This window comes from Cohnella sp. CFH 77786 (genome assembly GCF_019400745.1).
Lineage (GTDB): Bacteria > Bacillota > Bacilli > Paenibacillales > Paenibacillaceae > Cohnella.
Map to the genome: position 1 here is coordinate 277,983 of NZ_WJIB01000008.1, position 19,244 is coordinate 297,226.

The window sequence follows — 19,244 nt, forward strand, 5'->3', positions numbered from 1 at the left end:
CTCTCATCGGATGCAAGCGTCTCCTGTTACGATTTGTCCACAAGAATTGGTGCAGCGCATCGCCGATGAGCGGCTTCTTCCCGAGTTTCACGCCGACGCGCAGCATGAAATTAACCCGCCATGAACAGCGTGTCCGCCCAGCACTGCTCCGGGATCGTTTCTTGCCGACACCGTTTGCTGAAGCACCCGATCCCCGAAACGCAATGCGTTGTTCGAGAGATAGTCCATTTTGCTCAAAATGATGTCGAGGTATTTCCGGTCGTTCGTCTGTTCGTAGAGGGTGAGCAGCATGTGCCCCATCGCGCGGGTGTTCACCGTCCACCCCGGGAGACCCGCTTCGAGATATTCCTCGTACCAATCCGCCATCCGCTCCAGATAAGACGTCTCGCCTGTCACGTGAGCCAACGATGACGTCCACGGGACGCCAAAAGAAGCCGAAGCGAGGACTGGTTCCATTCCTCCGCCGCTCGCTCTCCCATTTATCCGCCAAAACCCGTTTCAGGCCAGTCCGGGTGGAACACCCGCTTCCGTAATATCGATTTATTGGCGTATACGCAAAAAAATCCCTTGCTTCGCAAGGGATTCATCTTCATAAGTATGGTGCGGTCGAGAGGACTCGAACCTCCACGGTATTGCTACCGCCAGCCCCTCAAGCTGGTGCGTCTGCCATTCCGCCACGACCGCATATTCGATTGCCGTCCGACCCAGGCGAAGCTCCCGGATCAAAAAACTGGTGAGCCATGAAGGACTCGAACCTTCGACACCCTGATTAAAAGTCAGGTGCTCTACCAACTGAGCTAATGGCTCGCATGGTGACCCGTAGGGGATTCGAACCCCTGTTACCTCCGTGAAAGGGAGGTGTCTTAACCCCTTGACCAACGGGCCATTTGCGGGTTTCCGACTCCGGTTCGTTCGGGACCCTGTTTCAGACGACAAGGATGATTATATCTGAATCCCAGGCCCAAGGCAAGCTTTTTCTCTCACTTTTTTTCATGCAAAATCTGTAAGCGCAAACCAAAGCACAAGTAAACGAAGCCCTTTATCGGGAACGATAACAACCGGAATCGATCGCCCGCCGGGTTGTCCAGGTGAAGGCCGGCGGAATCGTCACGGATCGGGATGCGGATTTGAACGTACCGGCATACGTTCCGCCAAGCAATTCCTAGAAAGGTCTTTGCGACAGCATTCCTTGGTTGGGATACCGTCCGAATATGGCAGTTTCTCGAAACCGTATGCCGGATCCATCCCGCCGCTCAACTTGAGTGGGAAACCCTCCCGTTAATTTCGGTAATTTCTCGGATTTGGGATGTTTAGTGGGAAAACCTCCCACTAATATCGGTGAAAAACTTCAATTGAGGGGATATAGCCGGAATTAGTGGGAGGTTTTCCTTCTAATCACGCGCTTGTGGCCAATACGCATAAATAGAGGGAAGTTTTCCCTTTCATCTACTTGACTTCACGGCACCCGCCCCCTCTGAGGCACCACGATCGGAGACCTGTCGACATCAGATTCACCTGTAACGCTCATGCGTGCGGCTTAACCTGTAAGTCATAAAGTCCGCTCTGCAAGATCAACAGAGCATCAACGGGGAGCGCCAGTCCCATAAACGCCCCCCTCTCGCTCCCCGAAAACCGGATGCATAGAGATAGACGTTTTATAATCGGCGGTGATTCCGAAAAGGATGGCGGATTTTATAGTTTCCGAATCACTAAGAAGAGCCTGCCGGCGCATATACCGGACAGGCTCTCTATCATGGTCACTTGTTAAGGAAACTGGCGGAGAGAGAGGGATTCGAACCCTCGCGGCTGTTACACCCTAACGCTTTAGCAAAGCGCCCCCTTCGGCCTCTTGGGTACCTCTCCATATGGCTCCCCGAACTGGACTCGAACCAGTGACAACACGATTAACAGTCGTGTGCTCTACCAACTGAGCTATCAGGGAACAATCAAAAGTGACATTGATTAATTTATCATGATCCCATAGTGAAGTCAAGCGCTGGCGTCACGTTTTTTGCTGCCAATTTTTCGAACGGAATTGCCGCCAAACGGCGGGCGCTCCCGGCGGCTCCCGGTGCCGAGCCTTCCCGTGCCGCGCTTCCGGCATCGGCTGCAAGCAGTTTGAGCCGTCCGCGGCATCTTCCGCAGGCGTACTTCCGCGGGTCCGTCTTGCGTTTGCGCGGATAAGCCTGTCCGCAATCCCGGCAGACCAGCAGGAACCGCACGGGCAGCGTACGGGCGGCTCCGGGCAGCGCTCGGCAATGCCGGGTAGCGCCGACTTGGACGAGCAGCGCCTTGAAGTCCGCGTCGCGATGCCGATATCCCTTGCCCTGCAGGTGCAGATGGTAATGGCATAATTCGTGCTTGATGATCGCCTCGGTTTCTTCCCGTCCGTATACGGCCAATTGGTGCGGACTGATCTCGATGTTGTGGCTTTTCATGAAATACCGTCCGCCCGTCGTCCTTAGCCGCGGATTGAAGACGGCGCGATGGCGGAACGGCAGTCCGAAGGCGTCCAGGGATACCTTCTCCACCCATTGCTGCAGCTGTTGGTCGTTCATTTTCCCGTCTCCTCCCGCCCTTCGGCACTACTTGAATTGTAGGCTGCGGTTGGGCTACACTGTCAAGTAGTAAAAAGAAGAAGCCCGAGGAGAAAACGCCGCCATGTCCGAGATGAGCTACCTGTTGTTCCAGCAAGAAGACGGAAGCCTGCAGTTCGTGGAGATGCCCGCCTCTCACGCGTATCAGCTGAGCGCGCTGAACTTGCGCTTGCACAAAGAGCTGTCGAAGCTAACCGCGGACAATGTCCCGAAGCTGCCGAAAGCGGTGGCGGAATGCCGCGGCCTGGAGCTGCTCGACGAATCCGTCGTTCCGGCAGGCGGCCTCGATTACGTCAACGAATTGGAGCGCGCCTTCGCCGGCGTCCGCGAGCAAGCGTATCCGCTCATTTCGCTGCTGACCGAAATCCGGGCACTTCAGGCACAGTTGGAGCAGTGGTACGAGGAAGAGGGCCTGGTTTAACGACTCGATTGGCATAGAAAGCGGCTGGCGTCCACTCCGCGTGTCGGACCTGCACGATGATACGTTCCTTCCCATATGATAATACTACAGGAAACGACGGGAGGAGGACGATTTCGATGCCGCAGTGGCTCAGCAACCAGCTGATGAGAGCGTTCCAGAAGAAAGACCGCCGGCAAATCCGTCTGCTTAACGATTGCTGGTTTTATTACCGCGCCAAACCGGAGAAGCCGAAGGACTCCGCGGGCGGCGCCAGCCTAATTCCGTGAACGGAAGCCGCCACCATAACGATAAGGCCTTCGCGTCGCCTCGAACAGCCGAGGACCCGCGAAGGCCTTTATTTCCGAATGGGGGCTCCCCCAAAAGTAATCGGAACGTGCTATAAAGCTTCGCGTCACTTTTGGGGGATTTGTTCCGTATTATTTCACTTCGTTCCAGAAAGTCACGTCTTCAATCGGCAATCGCGCGGTTGGATGGCCGGGTTTCGCCGCTTTGCCGATCGGCAACAGCATGACCGGCACGTACCGTTCGCCGAGGTTGAACGCCTCTTTGAATTTCTCGCGGTCGAAGCCGCCCATGGGGACTGTGTCGTAGCCCTTCGCGCGGGCGACGAGCATCAGCTGCATGGCGGCAAGACTGGCGTCAATCACGGCGACCTCGCGGATACGATCGGAAGGCAGCGAAGAATAGAGGGAGACGTAGCGCTCCTTGAACGAATTAGCCACGTCTTCAGGCATATAACCGGCTTCGATCGCTTGGCCGAAGACGCGGTCGGCTTTCCGGTACCCTTCGACGTCGCCTAATATCGCAATGATCGCGGATGCTTCCACAACTTGCTGCTGCGAGTTGGCGATGGGGAGGAGCTTCTCTTTCAGTTCCGGGGAATCGATGACGAGAAACCGCCACAGCTGCATATTGGCGGAAGAGGGGGCTTTGGCAGCCAGCGTCAACATTTCTTTGAGTTCTTCTCTCGAAATGACCGTATGCGGATCGTACTGGCGGACGGAGCGGCGGCTTTGGATCACTTCGAGGAAGGCTTGCTCTTGCGTTGCGGTCGTCGACATCAAATTTTCCTCCTTGGGTACGGCCTCGGCATTGCCGACCCCCTTATACTGAGTATCTTCTTACACAGTTAAAGTGAAGCAGCGCCAGACTGCGTACGATTGTGCACAGTTAAACGCGGCAAAACCTTACTGCGCAAAAGTAAACACAGTTAAAGGGATAAAAAAACGGCCGATACTGTAATGAATTTAATCACAGTATACGACCATTAACGGGAGATGTCAATCGCCTTGCCTTCCGCCGTTCCGATCGCGGTGCGCTCCGCCAACTCCGCTATCGTGTACCGGCTGAGCACTTCCTTAAGGCTTTGGTTCATTTCCTGGGTCAGTTCCTGAAACGCCGCCTTCATCTCCTGCCCGAACGGATGGGAGCCCGTCGTCTCCTTGATCCCGTAACACAGCGGATCGCCCACCTGCAGCGCCGAATAGACTTCCGCCAGCGTCACCGTCTTCGGATCGCGCTTCATGCGGTAGCCGCCGTCCCGGCCTTCCCGGGTCTCCAGAATGCCCTCGCGCGCGAGCACGGCCAATATTCTCCTCAGCAGCGTCGCTTCGGACTGCAGATAGTTCGCCAATTCGGCGCTGGGGCAGGTATGAATTTGTTCCTTCGATAAAATGACCAGTGCCTGCAGCGCCAAGCCGAACCATTTGGGATGATGGTTCCCGGTGCATTTTTCCGGATTCATGTCGCTTCTCCCTTTGCCATCTCACGGTCCCGTCGCGCGGGTCGCGATTTTCCTGCATTGTACCATGAAAACCCGGAAGCGCCAAGCGGAAGCGGCGGTTGAAAGGCGATTCCGGGTTAAGGAGATTGCGCTTACCGGGGCTTCTTCATGGTCAGGCTGACCCGGCCTTTCTTCACGTCCACGCCGAGCACCCACACGGTAACCGTGTCTCCTACGGCGACCGCTTCGGTCGGATGCTTGACGAACTTGTCGCTCAGCTGGGAAATGTGGACGAGTCCGTCGTTCTTGATGCCGATATCGACGAACGCGCCGAAGTCGACGACGTTCCGCACGGTTCCTTGCAGCTCCATGCCCGGCTTGAGGTCTTCGATATCGAGCACGTCCGTGTGGAAAATAGGAGGCGGCAGCTCGTCGCGGGGATCGCGTCCCGGCCTCATCAGGCTGTCGACGATGTCGCGAAGCGTCGGAACGCCCACCTGCAGCTTCTCGGCCACCTCTTCCGCCTTCAGGCCGCGCAGCTTCTCCTTGAGCGGCTCCGTGCCGATGGCCGCAACATCCAAATCAAGCTCCCGAAGCAGCCTTTTGACCACGTCATAGGACTCCGGATGAATGGGAGTCCGGTCCAGAGGATTGTCCCCGTCCGAGATCCGCAGGAAGCCGACGCATTGCTCGAACGTTTTGGCGCCGAGGCGGGGCACCTTCTGCAGCTGCTTGCGATCCGTGAACTTGCCGATTTCCTCCCGGGATTTGACGATATTCCGGGCGAGCGTGGCGTTGATTCCGGAAACGTAGGACAGCAAGGAAGGGGAAGCTGTGTTCACGTCCACGCCAACGTGGTTAACCGCCGACTCCACGACGCCGGAGAGGCTTTCGTCCAGCCGTTTCTGCGTCACGTCATGCTGATACTGGCCGACGCCGATCGCTTTAGGCTCGATCTTCACCAGCTCTGCGAGCGGATCCTGCAGCCTTCTGGCGATCGACACCGCGCTTCGTTCCGCCACGTCCAGTTCAGGGAATTCTTCCTGCGCGAGCTTGGAAGCGGAATAGACGCTCGCCCCCGCCTCGCTGACGATCAGATATTGCAGGTTCCGCTCGGGCATCGACTTGATCACCTGGGCAACGAATTGCTCCGTCTCCCGCGAAGCGGTCCCGTTGCCGATGACGATCAGCTGGACGCCGTACCCGCCGATGATCCGTTTGAAAACCGCCTCGGCTTCGGCCTTCTTGTTGTGCGGAGGCGTCGGATAGGTGACGGCCACTTCCAGCAGCTTGCCGGTCTCGTCGACGACGGCCAGCTTGCAGCCCGTACGGTACGCAGGATCGACGCCGAGGACGACCCGGCCCTTAACCGGCGGCTGCAGCAATAGATTGCGCAGGTTCTCCGAGAAAATGCCGATCGCGTGCTCCTCTGCCTTCTCCGTCAGCTCTCCCCGCAGTTCCCGCTCGATCGATGGAGCGATGAGCCGCTTATATGAATCCTCAACGGCCGCTGCAAGCGTATCGCGTGCGACGGACGGACCTCGAATGACGCGGCGCCGCAGCTCCTCGACCACGCGGTCCACGGGAACCTCGACCGCCACGCTGAGCACGTCTTCGCGTTCCCCCCGGTTGATGGCAAGCACCCGATGAGGCGGCAGCCGTTTGACGGGCTCGTTGTATTGGTAATACATTTCGTAAACCGATTCCGCTTCGGGGTCCTTCGCCTTGCTGTACAGCACGCCATGGTCCCAGGTGAACTTGCGCACCCAGCGGCGGATGTCCGCATCGTCGGCCCACATCTCGGCCATAATATCCATGGCGCCCTGAATCGCTTCTTCCGGCGTCGTAACGCCCTTGTCTTCCCGAACGTACTTCGCCGCCTCGGCCAACAGGGCGCCTTGCCGCGGCTGGGACAGCAGCCACTCCGCGAGCGGCTCCAAGCCGCGCTCCTTGGCGACGCTGGCCCGCGTTTTGCGCTTCTGCCGGTAAGGACGGTAGAGATCCTCGACCTCCTGCAGCTTGACGGCCTTCCGGATCGCGTCTTCCAGCTCCGGCGTCAGCTTGTCCTGCTCGCCGATCAGCCGGATCACCTCGTTCTTGCGGTCCTCCAGCCCTTTCAAATAGTTCCGGCGCTCTTCAATGGAGCGCAATTGGTTCTCGTCCAGCTCGCCGGTCATTTCCTTGCGGTACCGGGCGATAAAAGGGATCGTATTCCCTTCGTCGAGCAGGGAAGCGACCGTGCGCACCTGGGCCGGGGACAGCCCCAGCTCGGCGGCGATTTGCCGGTTCATGCGCTCGGCGGCCTCCCGCGCGGCCGTCTCCGTCGTATCCGTCATTTCCTTCCAACCTCCTTGGCAATCGACTTCCATTATAGCAGACAACGGGACAATCTTCCGCCCGAGACGGATCACGCTGGAAGCCCCGAACGCGTAGACGCTTCCGGAGGGTCCAATTAACGGAGCGTCACTAAGCGCTCCCGAATCGGTTGTAACTAACGATCGTATACGACAAAAAAAACGCCCTCGCGGGCGTTTCCCTTTAAAAATCGATCAAACCGACGCTGATCTGCAGCGCCTCGTCCACCTTGCGCATCGTCTCTTCTTCCAGATGCGTGATCTTGTCCGTCAGCCGCTGCTTGTCGATCGTGCGGATCTGCTCCAGCAGGATGACGGAGTCCTTCTCCATGCCGTGCGTCTTCGCTTCGATCTCGACGTGCGTCGGAAGCTTCGCCTTCTGGATTTGCGCCGTAATGGCCGCTACGATCACGGTGGGGCTGAAGCGATTGCCGATGTCGTTCTGGATGACGAGCACAGGGCGCACTCCCCCCTGTTCCGAGCCTACGACCGGCGACAAATCGGCATAAAACACGTCCCCGCGTTTGACGATCAAAGGCTACACCCCGCTTACGAGGCGTTCGAGCGTGCTTTCGGCATCCTCTTCGGCGTGGAACGCTTCCGATGCCATGTTCAGGTTGATTTTCGCCATTTCCAAATACCCGCGCTGCATGGCGTCGCGGATCATCCTCTTCTTGCGTTCCACCAAGTAATGCTTCATCGCTTGGCGGATGATTTCGCTCCGGTTCGTATTTTCCTTCGCCACGACGAAGTCCACCTCCCGGAGAAGATGATCCGGCAAACTGATCATAATGCGTTTCGTATGTTGGTAATTGGCCACCGAACGAGCACCCCCAAAGAATTTCCAGCCCCGAACCTAATTTCCAGTATGCATGTCACAGAATCATTCTATACGGCTTATTTCGTATCCATTCGCGATAGAGGAACGTTTTCCTGCCGATCTTCGAAAAAAACGGAAACACAATCTATCCCAGCAGCGGATTGACGACCGACACGACTTCGCCGTTCCGTACGTAAACCCTCGGAACCCGGCTCGCCACCATGCACGTCCACTCGTAGTTGATCGTCCCGAGCTTCGCCGCGATCTCCTCGGCCGTGATGGTTTCGCGGCCTTGGCGGCCCATCAGGACGACTTCCTCGCCGGGCGCCGCCTCTTCCGCTTCGCCGTCGAGACGGACCATGCATTGGTCCATGCAGATCGTGCCGACGACGGGCACGCGGCGGCCGCGGATGAGCGCCTCGGCTTTGCCGCTCAGCATCCGGCTGAAGCCGTCCGCGTAACCGACGGGCAGGGTGCCGATGAATTCTTCCCGCCGCGTGAAGTAGCGGGTCCCGTAGCTGATGCCTTCGCCGGCGGACAGCCTCTTCACGTGGACGAGCTCCGTCTTCAGCGACATGACCGGCTCCAGCTCCACCGCTCCGCGAACGACTTCGTCGCTCGGATACAGACCGTACATGCTGATGCCCAGCCGCAGCATGCCGCCCACGTGCTCCGGCAGGTCGATCCCCGCGGCGCTGTTGCCGGAATGGATCACGGAGATCGGCAGCCCGTGCCGCCGAACGTAGTCGACGACGCTCGCGAACCGCTCCGTCTGCATCCCCGTATAGGTTTTGTCCGCCTCGTCCGCGCGCGCGAAATGGGTGAACAACCCTTCCACGTCCAGCTGCGGGACGCCAAAAGCCCGCTCGAGGAACGACTCGGCGGCCGGCCCCGGCAGCAGGCCGAGACGGCCCATGCCGGAATCGATTTTGATATGCGTTTTCAGCTTCTTCGCATCCCCGGGCAATGCCGAAGCGGCTTCCAAAATATCTTCACGGTAAATCGTCACGGCTATGTCATGCTCGCGTGCAATCGGCAACCCGTTCGCGGGCGTAAATCCGAGCACAAGAATCGGCGTCCGGATGCCTGCTTTCCGAAGCTGCAGGGCTTCGTCCAGAAAGGCGACGCCCAAGTACTCCGCTCCCGCGGAGGCCGCTTCCCGTGCCGTCTCCACGGCGCCATGCCCGTAGGCATTCGCCTTCACCGACGCCAGCAGCTTCGTACCGGACGGCATCCGCTTGCGGAACGATCCGATATTGCGCGCCAGAGCGTCAAGAGAAATCTCGGCCACGGTTGGCCGATAATAGGAGTCCACGGTCCGCTCACCATCCCGATGCGTTACTGCGATAACGTAATGTTACCGGGTGCGTGCGGCACTGTCAATCGGATCGGGGCAGGCAACGTTTTCCTGCGGGCACCGGCATCGCGCATGCATGCATGTTCGAGAGGGTTCCGGCATAATACAATACGTATCCGACAGTGGCACAAGGGGGAAGATGGATCATGCCCTGGATCAAAAAGAGGTCCAAAAAAGCGTCGCGAACCCGGCTTGTATCCCTAGCGGCCATCCTCGGCTTCTTGCTGATTTTGTCTAGCGCATTCGCCTTATCCAAGCAGAACGCCGCTTCCTCCGACACCTTTCCTTCAGCTCTTTCCACCCGCGAATCTGCTTCCTTGCGTCCGTATCCGGCACGGAATCTCGATGCAAAATCCCTCATTCGGCAAAAGCAAGGATTCATCCTGATTAAACCCTCCAAGGTTGCGGTCATCGATGAAGGTTTTCCTGAAAAGAGCCTCTCCGCCGAAGAAGCCATTCATTTAGATGGAGGTGCCGGGGATCGATTCCGCAGGAGCGCATTGCTCCAGTTTGATTTATCGCAAATCAATCAAGCGCCGGTTGAAGCAGCGTATTTACGGCTGTATAACGGCGAGACGCTCGAAAATAACGCAACCCGTACGATACGAATCCGATCGCTGACGAAGCCCTGGACTACGGGTGCAAATTGGTTGACCTACGACGGCAAGCATCTTTGGACCGCCGAGGGAGGAATGGAAGACGAATCGGAATACGAAGCTGCGCAGACGGTATTCCGAATCGTGAAATGGGAGCCTTCCTGGTTCATGGATGTGACGCCGCTTGTCAAAGAATGGACCGGGGGAGCAGCGAATTTCGGCGTTTCCATCCGCGCGGACGATCGCATCTCGCTGATGCCCCCGAGCAAAGAAAATACCGGTCCGACCCTGATTGTCCTCACCAAACCGGCCGACAAAATCGCATCCGCCCTGCAAAGCCTGAAATTCGATTTCGTGGACGCCCCGTTCGCCGATCCGAATATCGGAATCGTGAACGCCCTCGTCCAAGCAGACCGCTTGGGGCTCGATCCGGCCTACCTCGAAGCATTGGAAAAGTATTACGCTTCGGTGATCGACGAACAAGGCCGATTCCGCCCGACCGCCAGATTCCAGTTCAAAAATTACTATGTCGCCGGATTCGGACCGAGCCTGCTTTATTTATATGAAAAAACCGGAAAAGAAAAATATGCCGCCGCGGTCCGTACGCTTCGCCAGTTGCTCACTCCCGAAAAAATGAAAAACGGTCTGTTCATCGAGGAAAAGCATCAATCGGTTCAAACCGAGCTCGCCATGTTTGCCATCCCCTTTCTTGCGGAATACGGCATTTCTTTCCGTGATCGGCAATCGCTCAATCTTGCGGTCGATCAGATGCTGAAATTGTTGGAAACGACGACCTGGAAAGAGGCGGATTTCTTGCCGAATACCTATGTCTATGAAAAGGGGGGCATTGGAAAAGGATGGGCGCGAGGAGTTGGATATTTATTCGCCGGATTGGGCAAATTGCTCAGCTACGAGGAAGTCAAGGAGCATCCCCGCTATTCCGACTTGGAGAATTCATATAAACAGCTTGCTTCCACGCTCTTTAAGTACCGTACCGGCGGGATGTGGCGCGGACTCCTGCAGCTCCAGACGAGTCCTGCCGATACTTCAGGCTCGTCTCTACTGGCGATCGGATACGAGTACGGCGTGCGGAACGGGATTCTGAAGCCCGAATCGTATCGCATCGTAGATGAAGCGTTGGATGCGATCACGAACTACTCCAAAACCGGACTGGATTTGGGGCAATCGTTCCCTCCCAACCAGGATCTGACGTATCGCACGACGAATTTCGGTGCCACGCGCCATGCCTTGGGATACTGGCTCGAGCTCATTACGTTAGTCGCCGGACGATAGATCGATAAAACGACGATGCTCCCCCCGTCGAATGGCTCGAAAGAATCGAGCACATCGAACCAACGCTGCCGACAGATTTGCTACACGGCCCACAAATGAAGGTGTTCGAAGAATGTGTCGACAGCCGCAGAAAAAATAAGCCCCTCTGCTCCAAAATGAAGCAGAGGGGCTTTTCGCTTATGCTAGAGGATCAAGGATTCGTCGTCGCGCTTACGATGTTCGAGCTGCCCGCATTCGTGCCGCCGGTGACATACAGCTTGAATTTGTACTCGGTGTTCGGCGTAAGGCCCGTCGCCGTCGCGATTGAGGACGCCGGCGGGATCGAAGCGATCGCAGAGCTCCACGTCGCGCCGCCGTCCGTCGATTTCAGCAGCTTGATGCCGGTCGCTCCCGATGCCGCGGTCCAGCTGAACGTGACGGATGTCGAGGTCTTCGAGCTTACCGCAAGCGTCGAGATCTGGCTGCCGGAAGCCGCGGCCGTCGTTACGCTGACCACATTCGAGCTGCCCGCATTCGCTCCGCCGGTCACGTACAGCTTGAATTTGTACGCCGTGTTCGGCGTCAGCCCCGTCGCCGTCGCGGTCGTGGCCGAAGGCGGGATCGAAGCGATCGCAGAGGTCCAGGTCGCGCCGCCGTCCGTCGATTTCAGCAGCTTGATGCCGGTCGCTCCCGATGCCGCGGTCCAGCCGAACGTCACGGATGTCGAGGTCTTCGAACTCACCGCAAGCGTCGAGATCTGGCTGCCGGAAGCCGCGACTGTCGTCACGCTGACCACATTCGAGCTTCCCGCATTCAAGCCGCCGGTGACGTACAGCTTGAACTTGTACGCCGTGTTCGGCGTCAGTCCCGTTGCGGTTGCCGTGGATGCCGACGGCGGGATCGAAGCGATCGCCGTGCTCCATGTCGCACCGCCGTCCGTCGATTTCAGCAGCTTGATGCTGGATGCGCCCGATGCCGACGTCCAATGGAAGGTCACGGCCGTCGAGGTCTTCGAACTCACCGCAAGCGTCGAAACCGGAGCGTTAGCCGCGCTGGTCGTCACGCTCACCACATTCGACGAACCCGCATTCGATCCGCCGGTTACGTACAGCTTGAATTTGTACGCCGTGTTCGGCGTGAGGCCGGTCGCCGTCGCGGTCGTTGCCGCCGGCGGGATCGAAGCGATCGCAGAGCTCCACGTCGCGCCGCCGTCCGTCGATTTCAGCAGCTTGATGCTGCTTGCTCCCGATGCCGCCGTCCAGCTGAAAGTCACCGATGTCGAAGTTTTCGAACTGACCGCCAGCGTCGAGATCGGAATGTTGGCCGCGTTGGTCGTCACGCTCACCACATTCGACGAACCCGCATTGGCTCCGCCGGTGACCTCCAGCTTGAATTGATAGGCTGTGCTCGGCGTGAGGTCCGTTAGCGTTACCGTCGATGCCGAGGGCGGAATCGAGGCGATCGCGGTCCACGTCGTGCCGCCGTTCGTCGATTTGAGCAGCTTGATGCCGGTCGCTCCCGATGCCGCCGTCCATTTCAGCGTCACCGCGGTCGAGGTCTTCGAGTAGACCGCCAAGTCCGCAATCGGAGCCGCCGACCCGCCGATGCCGACCTCTGCCCAAGCTTCCGCCACTTTGGACGCGATGACGGATCGCTGGCTTTCCGTGATTCCGGTCAAATCGTCCACCGATAAGAGGAAGCCGTTTCTGGCATCTTCGAAATTCGAAGTCGGAAGCAGGTAGTTTTTATTGGCCGCATAAGTCACTTTTCCGAGAATGGACCTTCCGTTCAGGCCAATGCCTGCCGCATCGATCTTCGTCGCGATCAAGTATGCGGCATGATTCGGAATTCCGCTGTTAATGTGAACGCCGCCGTAATCGTGGGCTGCATCGTTGGGCAACTCAACGAAATCGTCCATATGTGCCGGTTGATCATACCATTCGGGGTTTTCCAAGCTTCGGAGCGTATATCCGGTATCTTCCCCGATGAGCCAATCATCCGAATCGATCACGGCCGCCATAATATCCGAGATCGATTCGTTCAGGGCCCCCGGCTGATCATGATACTCCAACCCGCTGTCATATTGCGTTACGCCATGCGTCAATTCATGAGCAATCACATCGAAGCCGCAGGCCAAGCAGTCGAACCCTCCATTGGCGCTGCCCGATCCGTCACCGTAGTACATCGCCTGCCCGGACCAAAACGCGTTATCGTAGGGATCGCCGTTCGAATAATAGACATGGACGAAGCTGAACACTTCCATGCCGTTTCCGTCTATGCTTTCCCTGCCATAGTTGGATTTATAGAAATCATAGACTTTCCCGGCATAGTCATGCGCGTCTACCGCTGCCCGGTAATAGTTTTCGGGATACGTATTCGCGGGATTGCTGTCCTTGAAGGTCTTGCTATTGCTGCCCACGGTATAGCAATATTGTTCATTGCACTCATTGATATCGAACGTCGCGACGACACCCGCATCCGTGTAATCTTCCAACCTGTAGTTCGAAGAGGAATATTCCGTGATTTGGATGGGCTTCGCCGTGCCGTTGTAACCATATCCCGTACCGGTTGCCGGAGCGGCAAAGTTCAAGGTATTGAATTTATAAACGATTTCCCCGGTATGGGCATCCACGTATCCCGTCCAATTGCCGAATTCGGGAACCATGAAGTTCAATCGGACTTGATAGGCAAGCACGTAACGATCCCCGTCCGGATAGAGGAACAGCTCGCTCGTCGGTTTCGGATACTGAACCGGGCCCAGCTTCGTCTCCAGCTCGATTTTCGCTCCCAAGTCTTTTTCCAGATCCGATTGGAGCGCCGCTATCGCTTCTTCCCCCGTAAGATCCGGTGTCGTATCGACCGCTCCCGTCTCCGGTCCCTCGGAGGTTTTATCTTGGATGGCATAGACCACTCGCGAGGCGTTCAAATTCAGTTGCATGTACTTCCCGTAAACGGGGATCCCGTCGATCGTTTGCTGGAGAAAATAGTGCGATTTCCCTCCGGTGCCGCTGACGATTTTGTTGATCTGAAAAGACTGCGTTGGGGTGCCTGCGAGACTGGCGATCGGCGTCGTTCTTCCTTCGGCGAACCGAATGACGTCTTGATCGGTCGCCAGCACGTCGGACAAGATCCCTTGCGAGAATGAAGTACGGTCAGCCATCGAGCCGGCACCGGAAGATCGGCCTGGATTGCCCGATGCGAATGCCAAGCTGGCTTGCACAAGACTGAGGACAAGCAGGACTCCGAATACAACTTTCCATTTCCGCTTCCCTCTCCGTTTCCCCATTGAAGAGCCTCCCATGTCATTAGTTCGCCAGCCGTTCCCTTGCCGTCAACAGTTCCATCCAGAAGCCGAAAGCGTGCTGGGTCATCGATAGATCCTCATACGTGTACACGAGATCTTGATTGCCAGGGTAGGCTTCTCCCAGATCGGCCCCCGTCATCGACAGATCCGTGACTCCGCGAAGCGCACGATCCACAACGAATTGATCCGAGGGCGGCAATAAGCCGGCGGCGATTCCGTACTGAAAACCGGTCGCGATCAGCGAGGTTCCGGACGATTCCAAAGGCGAGTTCGGGTCGTGGATCAGGTTCCTCCACAATCCTCTTTCCGTTTGATATTGCTTTAAAGACGCTGCCAGCCGAACGTATCGCGCGGCCAACTCTCCGTACCGTTCGTCGCCGCGGATGCCTTTGGAATCGACCAACTTCCCCATGCCCCCGAACAAATACCCGATCCCCCTGGCCCAGCCTTTGCCTGTTTTCGTGTACTCGTCGATCAGGGTATAAGGAATGCCGTCGGTCTGGTCCTTCATCAGAAGATCATAGAGCTTCAATATTTGATCCATTGCCAGACGGGTAGAGGCTTCGTCGTGAAAGCGATCGCCGTATACGGCCAGAAAGGCAAGACCCAGATAGGAGAGCTCCGACTGGATCGCGCCGTAAGGACCATCCGTGAAAATTCCGTCCCGCTGACGCAATGAATCGAACATCCCGCGCAGCTTCACGGCCGCCTTCATGAACTTTTCGTTGCCCGTCTTGTCGTACAAATAGATCAACGAACTGCCGAATACCGCTTTGTAATAGCTATCCAATTTCGCCGCGAACCGGATCAAGGTCCCATCGTGCGCAATGTAATAATCGAAGTGGTTCTCTATCGCTTCGATAAATTCGTTTCCGAGACCCAGCTTGGCTGCGTTCATCTGTGCGTTGATGATGCCCGAATGAGGGTCCGACCATGGCCCCAGCGTAAATCTCGACCCCAACGCGTCCAGCGCCGCGGCCCATTTCTCCTCGATGGATAAATCGGGCTGCATCACGACGACCAGAGACGGCTGCGTACCGCTTCGGGGCGGGTTAAACAGCGACATCGCCATGTCTGAGGCCAGCATAAAGCCGTTATTAACCGTGCTTTTACGGAGCCAGGCCCGGACGGTATCCGTGACATCCAGAAACCAGACCGGCTCCCAGCTGTTGATGCGGAACACGGTTTGGGAAGCAAGGAATCTCGCATCGCGGTCTCCGCTTGCCCCAGGCCGTTCCCAGCGGCGCGCTCCGTCGAAGGTATCCCACGTGGCGTCCGGCGTCCAGGGTTTTCCGGCTTCGTACACATAGAGCGTTCTGTACGCGTTGATCTCGGCGGAGGTACTGTTCACCAGTCGCAAATAGGCTTTGTAAACTTGTTTCCCTTCCAAGGCGGCAAGATCGAAATGCAGCAAACCTTTCTTCCTATCCCCTTCTTTCGATTCCAATTTGAGGTTGTATAGGTCATTCCCGGGTGCATCAGGTTTGGATTGCCGGATCGATGCGCTTCGATCGCCATTCAGCAGCAGGGTTTTGCTCCGATTCAGAATGGCATTCAGCTTCACCTTCGGAAGCGGAGGACTGCTCAAATAAACGGTGTTGTTTCTCCATTTCACGTCCAAGCCGAACATTTCGGCCATGAACCTTACGGGGACCATGACCGACTGCCCATGCAGGTAAGCCCCCGCTTCGATGGATGCGTGCTTTCCGTCCACGAGGATCGCGGTGCTCTGCAAAGGAAGGAGGATATGATGCTCCCCCTTGATTTCGACCGTCTTGGCTCGCGCGTTCCAGATGACCTCCTGCTTGATCGCCTCCGAAACGAGACGGAGGGGAACGAACACGCGGTTTTTGAGGATTTGGGGTTCGACCTCGCTGGCCAACGGGATTCCATCCAGAACGATCCGAGTCGGATCCCGGGCTTTAACCGAAGCCATCGGATGAACCAGCGACAAGAGCATGGCGATCGCGAGAAGCAGGTTAATCGACGGTTTCAACGGAAACTCTCCTTCCCGCCAGCTTTAACCTCGCTTTTTTCCATTGCTCCAGAACGAGGGATAGCGTTTGAACCTTCAGCAGCATGCAGATCGCCAGAAACAAGACCATCATGACGGCCGCTTTCAGCACGAAGCTGACCCCATCGGCACCGGCAAAGCCGCTCACCTGTATGACATCGCGGCAGAAATACAGAATGGAAGCCGTGAGGATCAGCGCGGCGATGAGCTTGGAGGTCTCAAACCGGCGGCCGGCGGCTCCGAGCCCGAGCTTCCGGCGGATCAAGTAGTCCAAGAGGAAGGAGGAAACCACATGGGCAACGGAAGTTCCGATGGCGATTCCGATGATGCCGAACTGTCGAACCAGAACGACACTGAAGAGGATATTGAGACCGACCGTGAAAAATGCCGCGTACATCGAAACTTTGGTTAAACCCATGGAAATGAAAGCGCGGTTGTAAATTTCCCGGAGCGCGATTCCCATCATGGCCAAGGAGAAAAACCGCAGAACGCTGCCCGTAACCGCCGTATCTTGCGCCGTAAATTGGCCTCGCTCGAAAAGAATCCGGACGAGGTCTTCGGCATAGACGAAAGTAAAGATGACAAGCGGCGACAGGATGAAGATCATGACGGATTTGGCGTTATGCAAGAGCGCGGCAAATTCTCGACGTCCGTCATGTTTGGCCATCAGGCTTAGCGTAGGAAGGAGTACGCCCGCGACGGATGCAGCCAACATTTGCGTAGGCAAATGGTTGATGCGGGTCGCGAAATTCAGCGCGGAAATGGCGCCTTCCTGAAGACCGGATGCGAGGATGCGGTCTACGATCACGTTGATTTGCGTCACCGAGCTTCCGATCACGATCGGCAGGATGGTCAAGGCAAAATAGCCGGCGACCTCTTTGTTGAAAGACAGCGTCCAAGAGGCCGGCTTGATTTGTCCTCTGAAACCGGGAAGCTGAATGAACGCCTGGGTAACGGCTCCCAGTACGGTGCCGGCGACAAGCGCATAGATGCCGAAGCTGGGGTAGAGCAGCACGATCATCAGAATGATCGAGAGATTATAAGGAATGCCGGTGAGAGCGGGCAATAAAAAACGGTTCCCGTAATGGAGCAGGCCCGTCAGATAACCCGCAAGGGCCATGAAAATAATCATAGGGAGCAGCCAATCGGACAACTGCACGGCCAATCGGTACGTGTCGGGATCGAATCCCGGAGCCAGGAGCCGAACCAAATAAGGATTGAGAAGCAGAAGCAGGGACGAGACGGCAAGCGAAAAGACCGCGATGAGCGTAAAAAGGGTTTGATTGACTATCCGCGGCTGCAGATGATCGAATTTGGTTTTGGTGACGACGGTCGTGCTGATGATGGCCGTGCTGATGACGTTGAAGATCATCCAAGGAATCGTGCTGGCTATGAAAAAAGCGTCGACCGTTTTGCTAAGTCCGTAATACCCTGCGGTAAACATTTGGCTGACGAAGCCGATCAGTTTCGTCAAGGTCATCCCAGCGAAAACAAGCGCGCTTGCCCGTACGAGGCTTTGGGCGCCGCTCATGGCGAGACAGCTTCCTTCTGCCTGGTCATCTGAAGCAGGAACCGGATGTTTTCCAGCGCGCGGAGCCTTTCCCGGTGCACCTCCCGCTCCAATTGCCGGCCGATCTGCTCCTTGTTCCGCTCCATCATGACGGCTTTCCGAACGCACTCGTTGACGATTTGTTCATAGGTCATCCGTTTGAAATCGAGAATGCAATCCTCCTGCTTCAGCCGTTTGCCCACGAGCCCGTGAAACTTGTTTCCGGTCGCGATGCAAATCGTCGGCACTTGCTGCGTCATGCCGGCAATGGCGGCATGCATCCGGCTCGCGATCAACACGCGGCAGCGGGAGATGAGAAACTTGAGCTGGTCCGAAGGCAAATCTTCCTCCAGAAGTTTCACCTTCCCGCGAGCCTCGGGAGAAAGGAGGGACATCATCTCCCTCGCGGCCGACCGGTCGTCTTGATAGGGCCGGATCACATGAGGGATCGTGATGATGTGGTAGCCGTGCTCGACCGTTAAATGTTCGGCGATTTCGGCCATGCACTCGATGTAGGACTTCGTCATGCTGGAGGCCGCCCACGATTTCATCAACGAGCTGACGGACAGCCCGATCGTCGGATGCCGGGTCATCCATTCCAGATGCGCACGGAGACCGGCATCGTCAACCGGGCGGCTTCGTTGCAGAAGGGCCATATCTCCCGTCCGGATCACGTTCCCGATCCCGATCGACTCGCAATAGGCAGAGGAAATATCTTCCCTGGCCGCCAGCTTATCCACGCGTTTCAGAACATACCGGGCAAGCGCCCTGCCGAGCGGGCTCTTGAACGGACCCAGCGTCTGGGCGCATACGAATACCGGAATCCGGTTGCGGATGCCGATCTGAAGCGGCAGCAGCCTCCTGAGAAGCTGAAACAATCCATAATCTTCCGTCAGGCTGTCCCCGTTGAGATCGACGATCGCATCGTAGGATTGGAAAGCCTTATCGTAGGGCGTCTTGAACCCCAGCAGGCTCATGGCAAGCAAAAGCAGCTCCTTCGCATAATGCCGCTTCCGAATGTTCGGCGCCATCCAAGGAAGCCTGTCGACTTTGATTCCGTCGTATCGCTCGTACATCGCTTTATCCGAGGCATAGAACTTCGAGGAGAGAACCGTGATCTCATAGGGACCGGGAAATTGCTCTTTCAACCCTTGATGCAAGCCGATGACCATACCCATGCATCCTTTATTGAACGTCAGAGGCTCTCCGGAAACGAGAATCCGAATCATCACCCATC

The 19,244-nt window shown here is 57.0% G+C and carries 13 protein-coding genes, 5 tRNA genes and 2 pseudogenes; 3 read left to right on the plus strand and 17 right to left on the minus strand.

Going from position 1 to position 19,244, the window contains the following annotated elements; genetic code table 11:
- Window positions 1-37: 37 nt before the first annotated feature.
- From GE107_RS26595 to GE107_RS13785, 7 genes and pseudogenes are all read right to left on the minus strand, one after another.
- Window positions 38-402: pseudogene (locus GE107_RS26595) on the minus strand (glycoside hydrolase family 88 protein); the annotation flags it as partial.
- A 196-nt stretch (window positions 403-598) separates the two neighbouring features.
- Window positions 599-684: transfer RNA gene (locus GE107_RS13760), tRNA-Leu, on the minus strand.
- A 47-nt stretch (window positions 685-731) separates the two neighbouring features.
- Window positions 732-807, minus strand: a tRNA-Lys gene (locus GE107_RS13765).
- A 3-nt stretch (window positions 808-810) separates the two neighbouring features.
- Window positions 811-885, minus strand: a tRNA-Glu gene (locus GE107_RS13770).
- An 889-nt stretch (window positions 886-1,774) separates the two neighbouring features.
- Window positions 1,775-1,863: transfer RNA gene (locus GE107_RS13775), tRNA-Ser, on the minus strand.
- Window positions 1,864-1,866: 3 nt separating this feature from the next.
- Window positions 1,867-1,942: transfer RNA gene (locus GE107_RS13780), tRNA-Asn, on the minus strand.
- Window positions 1,943-2,102: 160 nt separating this feature from the next.
- Window positions 2,103-2,558: pseudogene (locus tag GE107_RS13785) on the minus strand (SprT family protein); the annotation flags it as partial.
- A gap of 103 nt (window positions 2,559-2,661) precedes the next feature.
- Here GE107_RS13785 and GE107_RS13790 point away from each other — a divergent pair.
- Together GE107_RS13790 and cmpA are read left to right on the plus strand one after the other, a co-directional pair.
- Window positions 2,662-3,018: a hydrolase/acyltransferase gene (locus GE107_RS13790; RefSeq protein ID WP_219640535.1), complete on the plus strand. Its 357-nt coding sequence runs from the start codon at window positions 2,662-2,664 to the stop codon at window positions 3,016-3,018.
- Window positions 3,019-3,134: 116 nt separating this feature from the next.
- Window positions 3,135-3,284: a cortex morphogenetic protein CmpA gene (gene cmpA / locus GE107_RS13795; RefSeq protein ID WP_219640536.1), complete on the plus strand. Its 150-nt coding sequence runs from the start codon at window positions 3,135-3,137 to the stop codon at window positions 3,282-3,284.
- Between the two features lie 150 nt (window positions 3,285-3,434).
- Here the strand turns inward: cmpA and GE107_RS13800 are convergent, their stop codons facing one another.
- From GE107_RS13800 to alr, 6 genes are all read right to left on the minus strand, one after another.
- Window positions 3,435-4,079, minus strand: a complete 645-nt coding sequence (locus GE107_RS13800; RefSeq protein WP_219640537.1) for a nitroreductase family protein — start codon at window positions 4,077-4,079, stop codon at window positions 3,435-3,437.
- 206 nt (window positions 4,080-4,285) lie between these two features.
- Window positions 4,286-4,762 (minus strand): RrF2 family transcriptional regulator, encoded by a 477-nt coding sequence (locus GE107_RS13805; RefSeq protein WP_219640538.1) that lies wholly within the window; start codon window positions 4,760-4,762, stop codon window positions 4,286-4,288.
- Window positions 4,763-4,893: 131 nt separating this feature from the next.
- Window positions 4,894-7,077 (minus strand): Tex family protein, encoded by a 2,184-nt coding sequence (locus tag GE107_RS13810; protein WP_219640539.1) that lies wholly within the window; start codon window positions 7,075-7,077, stop codon window positions 4,894-4,896.
- 202 nt (window positions 7,078-7,279) lie between these two features.
- Complete coding sequence (locus GE107_RS13815) at window positions 7,280-7,630, minus strand: type II toxin-antitoxin system PemK/MazF family toxin (RefSeq protein ID WP_219640540.1); 351 nt, start codon at window positions 7,628-7,630, stop codon at window positions 7,280-7,282.
- Window positions 7,631-7,633: 3 nt separating this feature from the next.
- A complete protein-coding gene (locus tag GE107_RS13820; protein ID WP_370636415.1) occupies window positions 7,634-7,915 on the minus strand; it encodes a CopG family ribbon-helix-helix protein in 282 nt (93 codons plus the stop codon).
- A gap of 145 nt (window positions 7,916-8,060) precedes the next feature.
- On the minus strand, window positions 8,061-9,230 hold the full coding sequence (gene alr, locus GE107_RS13825) for an alanine racemase (RefSeq protein WP_219640541.1): 1,170 nt from the start codon (window positions 9,228-9,230) through the stop codon (window positions 8,061-8,063).
- A 188-nt stretch (window positions 9,231-9,418) separates the two neighbouring features.
- On the opposite strand from alr, the gene GE107_RS13830 reads away from it, so the two are divergent.
- A complete protein-coding gene (locus GE107_RS13830) occupies window positions 9,419-11,161 on the plus strand; it encodes a glycoside hydrolase family 88 protein (RefSeq protein ID WP_219640542.1) in 1,743 nt (580 codons plus the stop codon).
- A 190-nt stretch (window positions 11,162-11,351) separates the two neighbouring features.
- Here GE107_RS13830 and GE107_RS13835 read toward each other — a convergent pair whose 3' ends face one another.
- From GE107_RS13835 to GE107_RS13850, 4 genes are read right to left on the minus strand one after another with little or no spacing between them, the layout of a single operon-like run.
- Window positions 11,352-14,426: a M4 family metallopeptidase gene (locus GE107_RS13835; RefSeq protein ID WP_219640543.1), complete on the minus strand. Its 3,075-nt coding sequence runs from the start codon at window positions 14,424-14,426 to the stop codon at window positions 11,352-11,354.
- Window positions 14,427-14,445: 19 nt separating this feature from the next.
- On the minus strand, window positions 14,446-16,440 hold the full coding sequence (locus GE107_RS13840; RefSeq protein ID WP_219640544.1) for a stalk domain-containing protein: 1,995 nt from the start codon (window positions 16,438-16,440) through the stop codon (window positions 14,446-14,448).
- The gene (gene murJ / locus GE107_RS13845) at window positions 16,424-17,989 is read right to left on the minus strand and encodes a murein biosynthesis integral membrane protein MurJ (RefSeq protein WP_219640545.1); all 1,566 of its coding nucleotides are present in this window, start codon (window positions 17,987-17,989) and stop codon (window positions 16,424-16,426) included. Before murJ ends, GE107_RS13840 begins: the two co-directional genes overlap by 17 nt.
- Window positions 17,986-19,236, minus strand: coding sequence for a polysaccharide pyruvyl transferase family protein (locus tag GE107_RS13850; protein WP_219640546.1), 1,251 nt, complete (start codon window positions 19,234-19,236; stop codon window positions 17,986-17,988). Before GE107_RS13850 ends, murJ begins: the two co-directional genes overlap by 4 nt.
- Window positions 19,237-19,244: the final 8 nt, after the last annotated feature.

Bases quoted from the DNA above. Each gene is read 5' to 3' on its own strand.
- GE107_RS13790 (WP_219640535.1), top strand. From the start codon at position 2,662: ATGTCCGAGATGAGCTACCTGTTGTTCCAGCAAGAAGACGGAAGCCTG.
- cmpA (WP_219640536.1), top strand. From the start codon at position 3,135: ATGCCGCAGTGGCTCAGCAACCAGCTGATGAGAGCGTTCCAGAAGAAA.
- GE107_RS13800 (WP_219640537.1), bottom strand. From the start codon at position 4,079: ATGTCGACGACCGCAACGCAAGAGCAAGCCTTCCTCGAAGTGATCCAA.
- GE107_RS13805 (WP_219640538.1), bottom strand. From the start codon at position 4,762: ATGAATCCGGAAAAATGCACCGGGAACCATCATCCCAAATGGTTCGGC.
- GE107_RS13810 (WP_219640539.1), bottom strand. From the start codon at position 7,077: ATGACGGATACGACGGAGACGGCCGCGCGGGAGGCCGCCGAGCGCATG.
- GE107_RS13830 (WP_219640542.1), top strand. From the start codon at position 9,419: ATGCCCTGGATCAAAAAGAGGTCCAAAAAAGCGTCGCGAACCCGGCTT.
- GE107_RS13835 (WP_219640543.1), bottom strand. From the start codon at position 14,426: ATGGGGAAACGGAGAGGGAAGCGGAAATGGAAAGTTGTATTCGGAGTC.
- murJ (WP_219640545.1), bottom strand. From the start codon at position 17,989: ATGAGCGGCGCCCAAAGCCTCGTACGGGCAAGCGCGCTTGTTTTCGCT.
- GE107_RS13850 (WP_219640546.1), bottom strand. From the start codon at position 19,236: ATGATTCGGATTCTCGTTTCCGGAGAGCCTCTGACGTTCAATAAAGGA.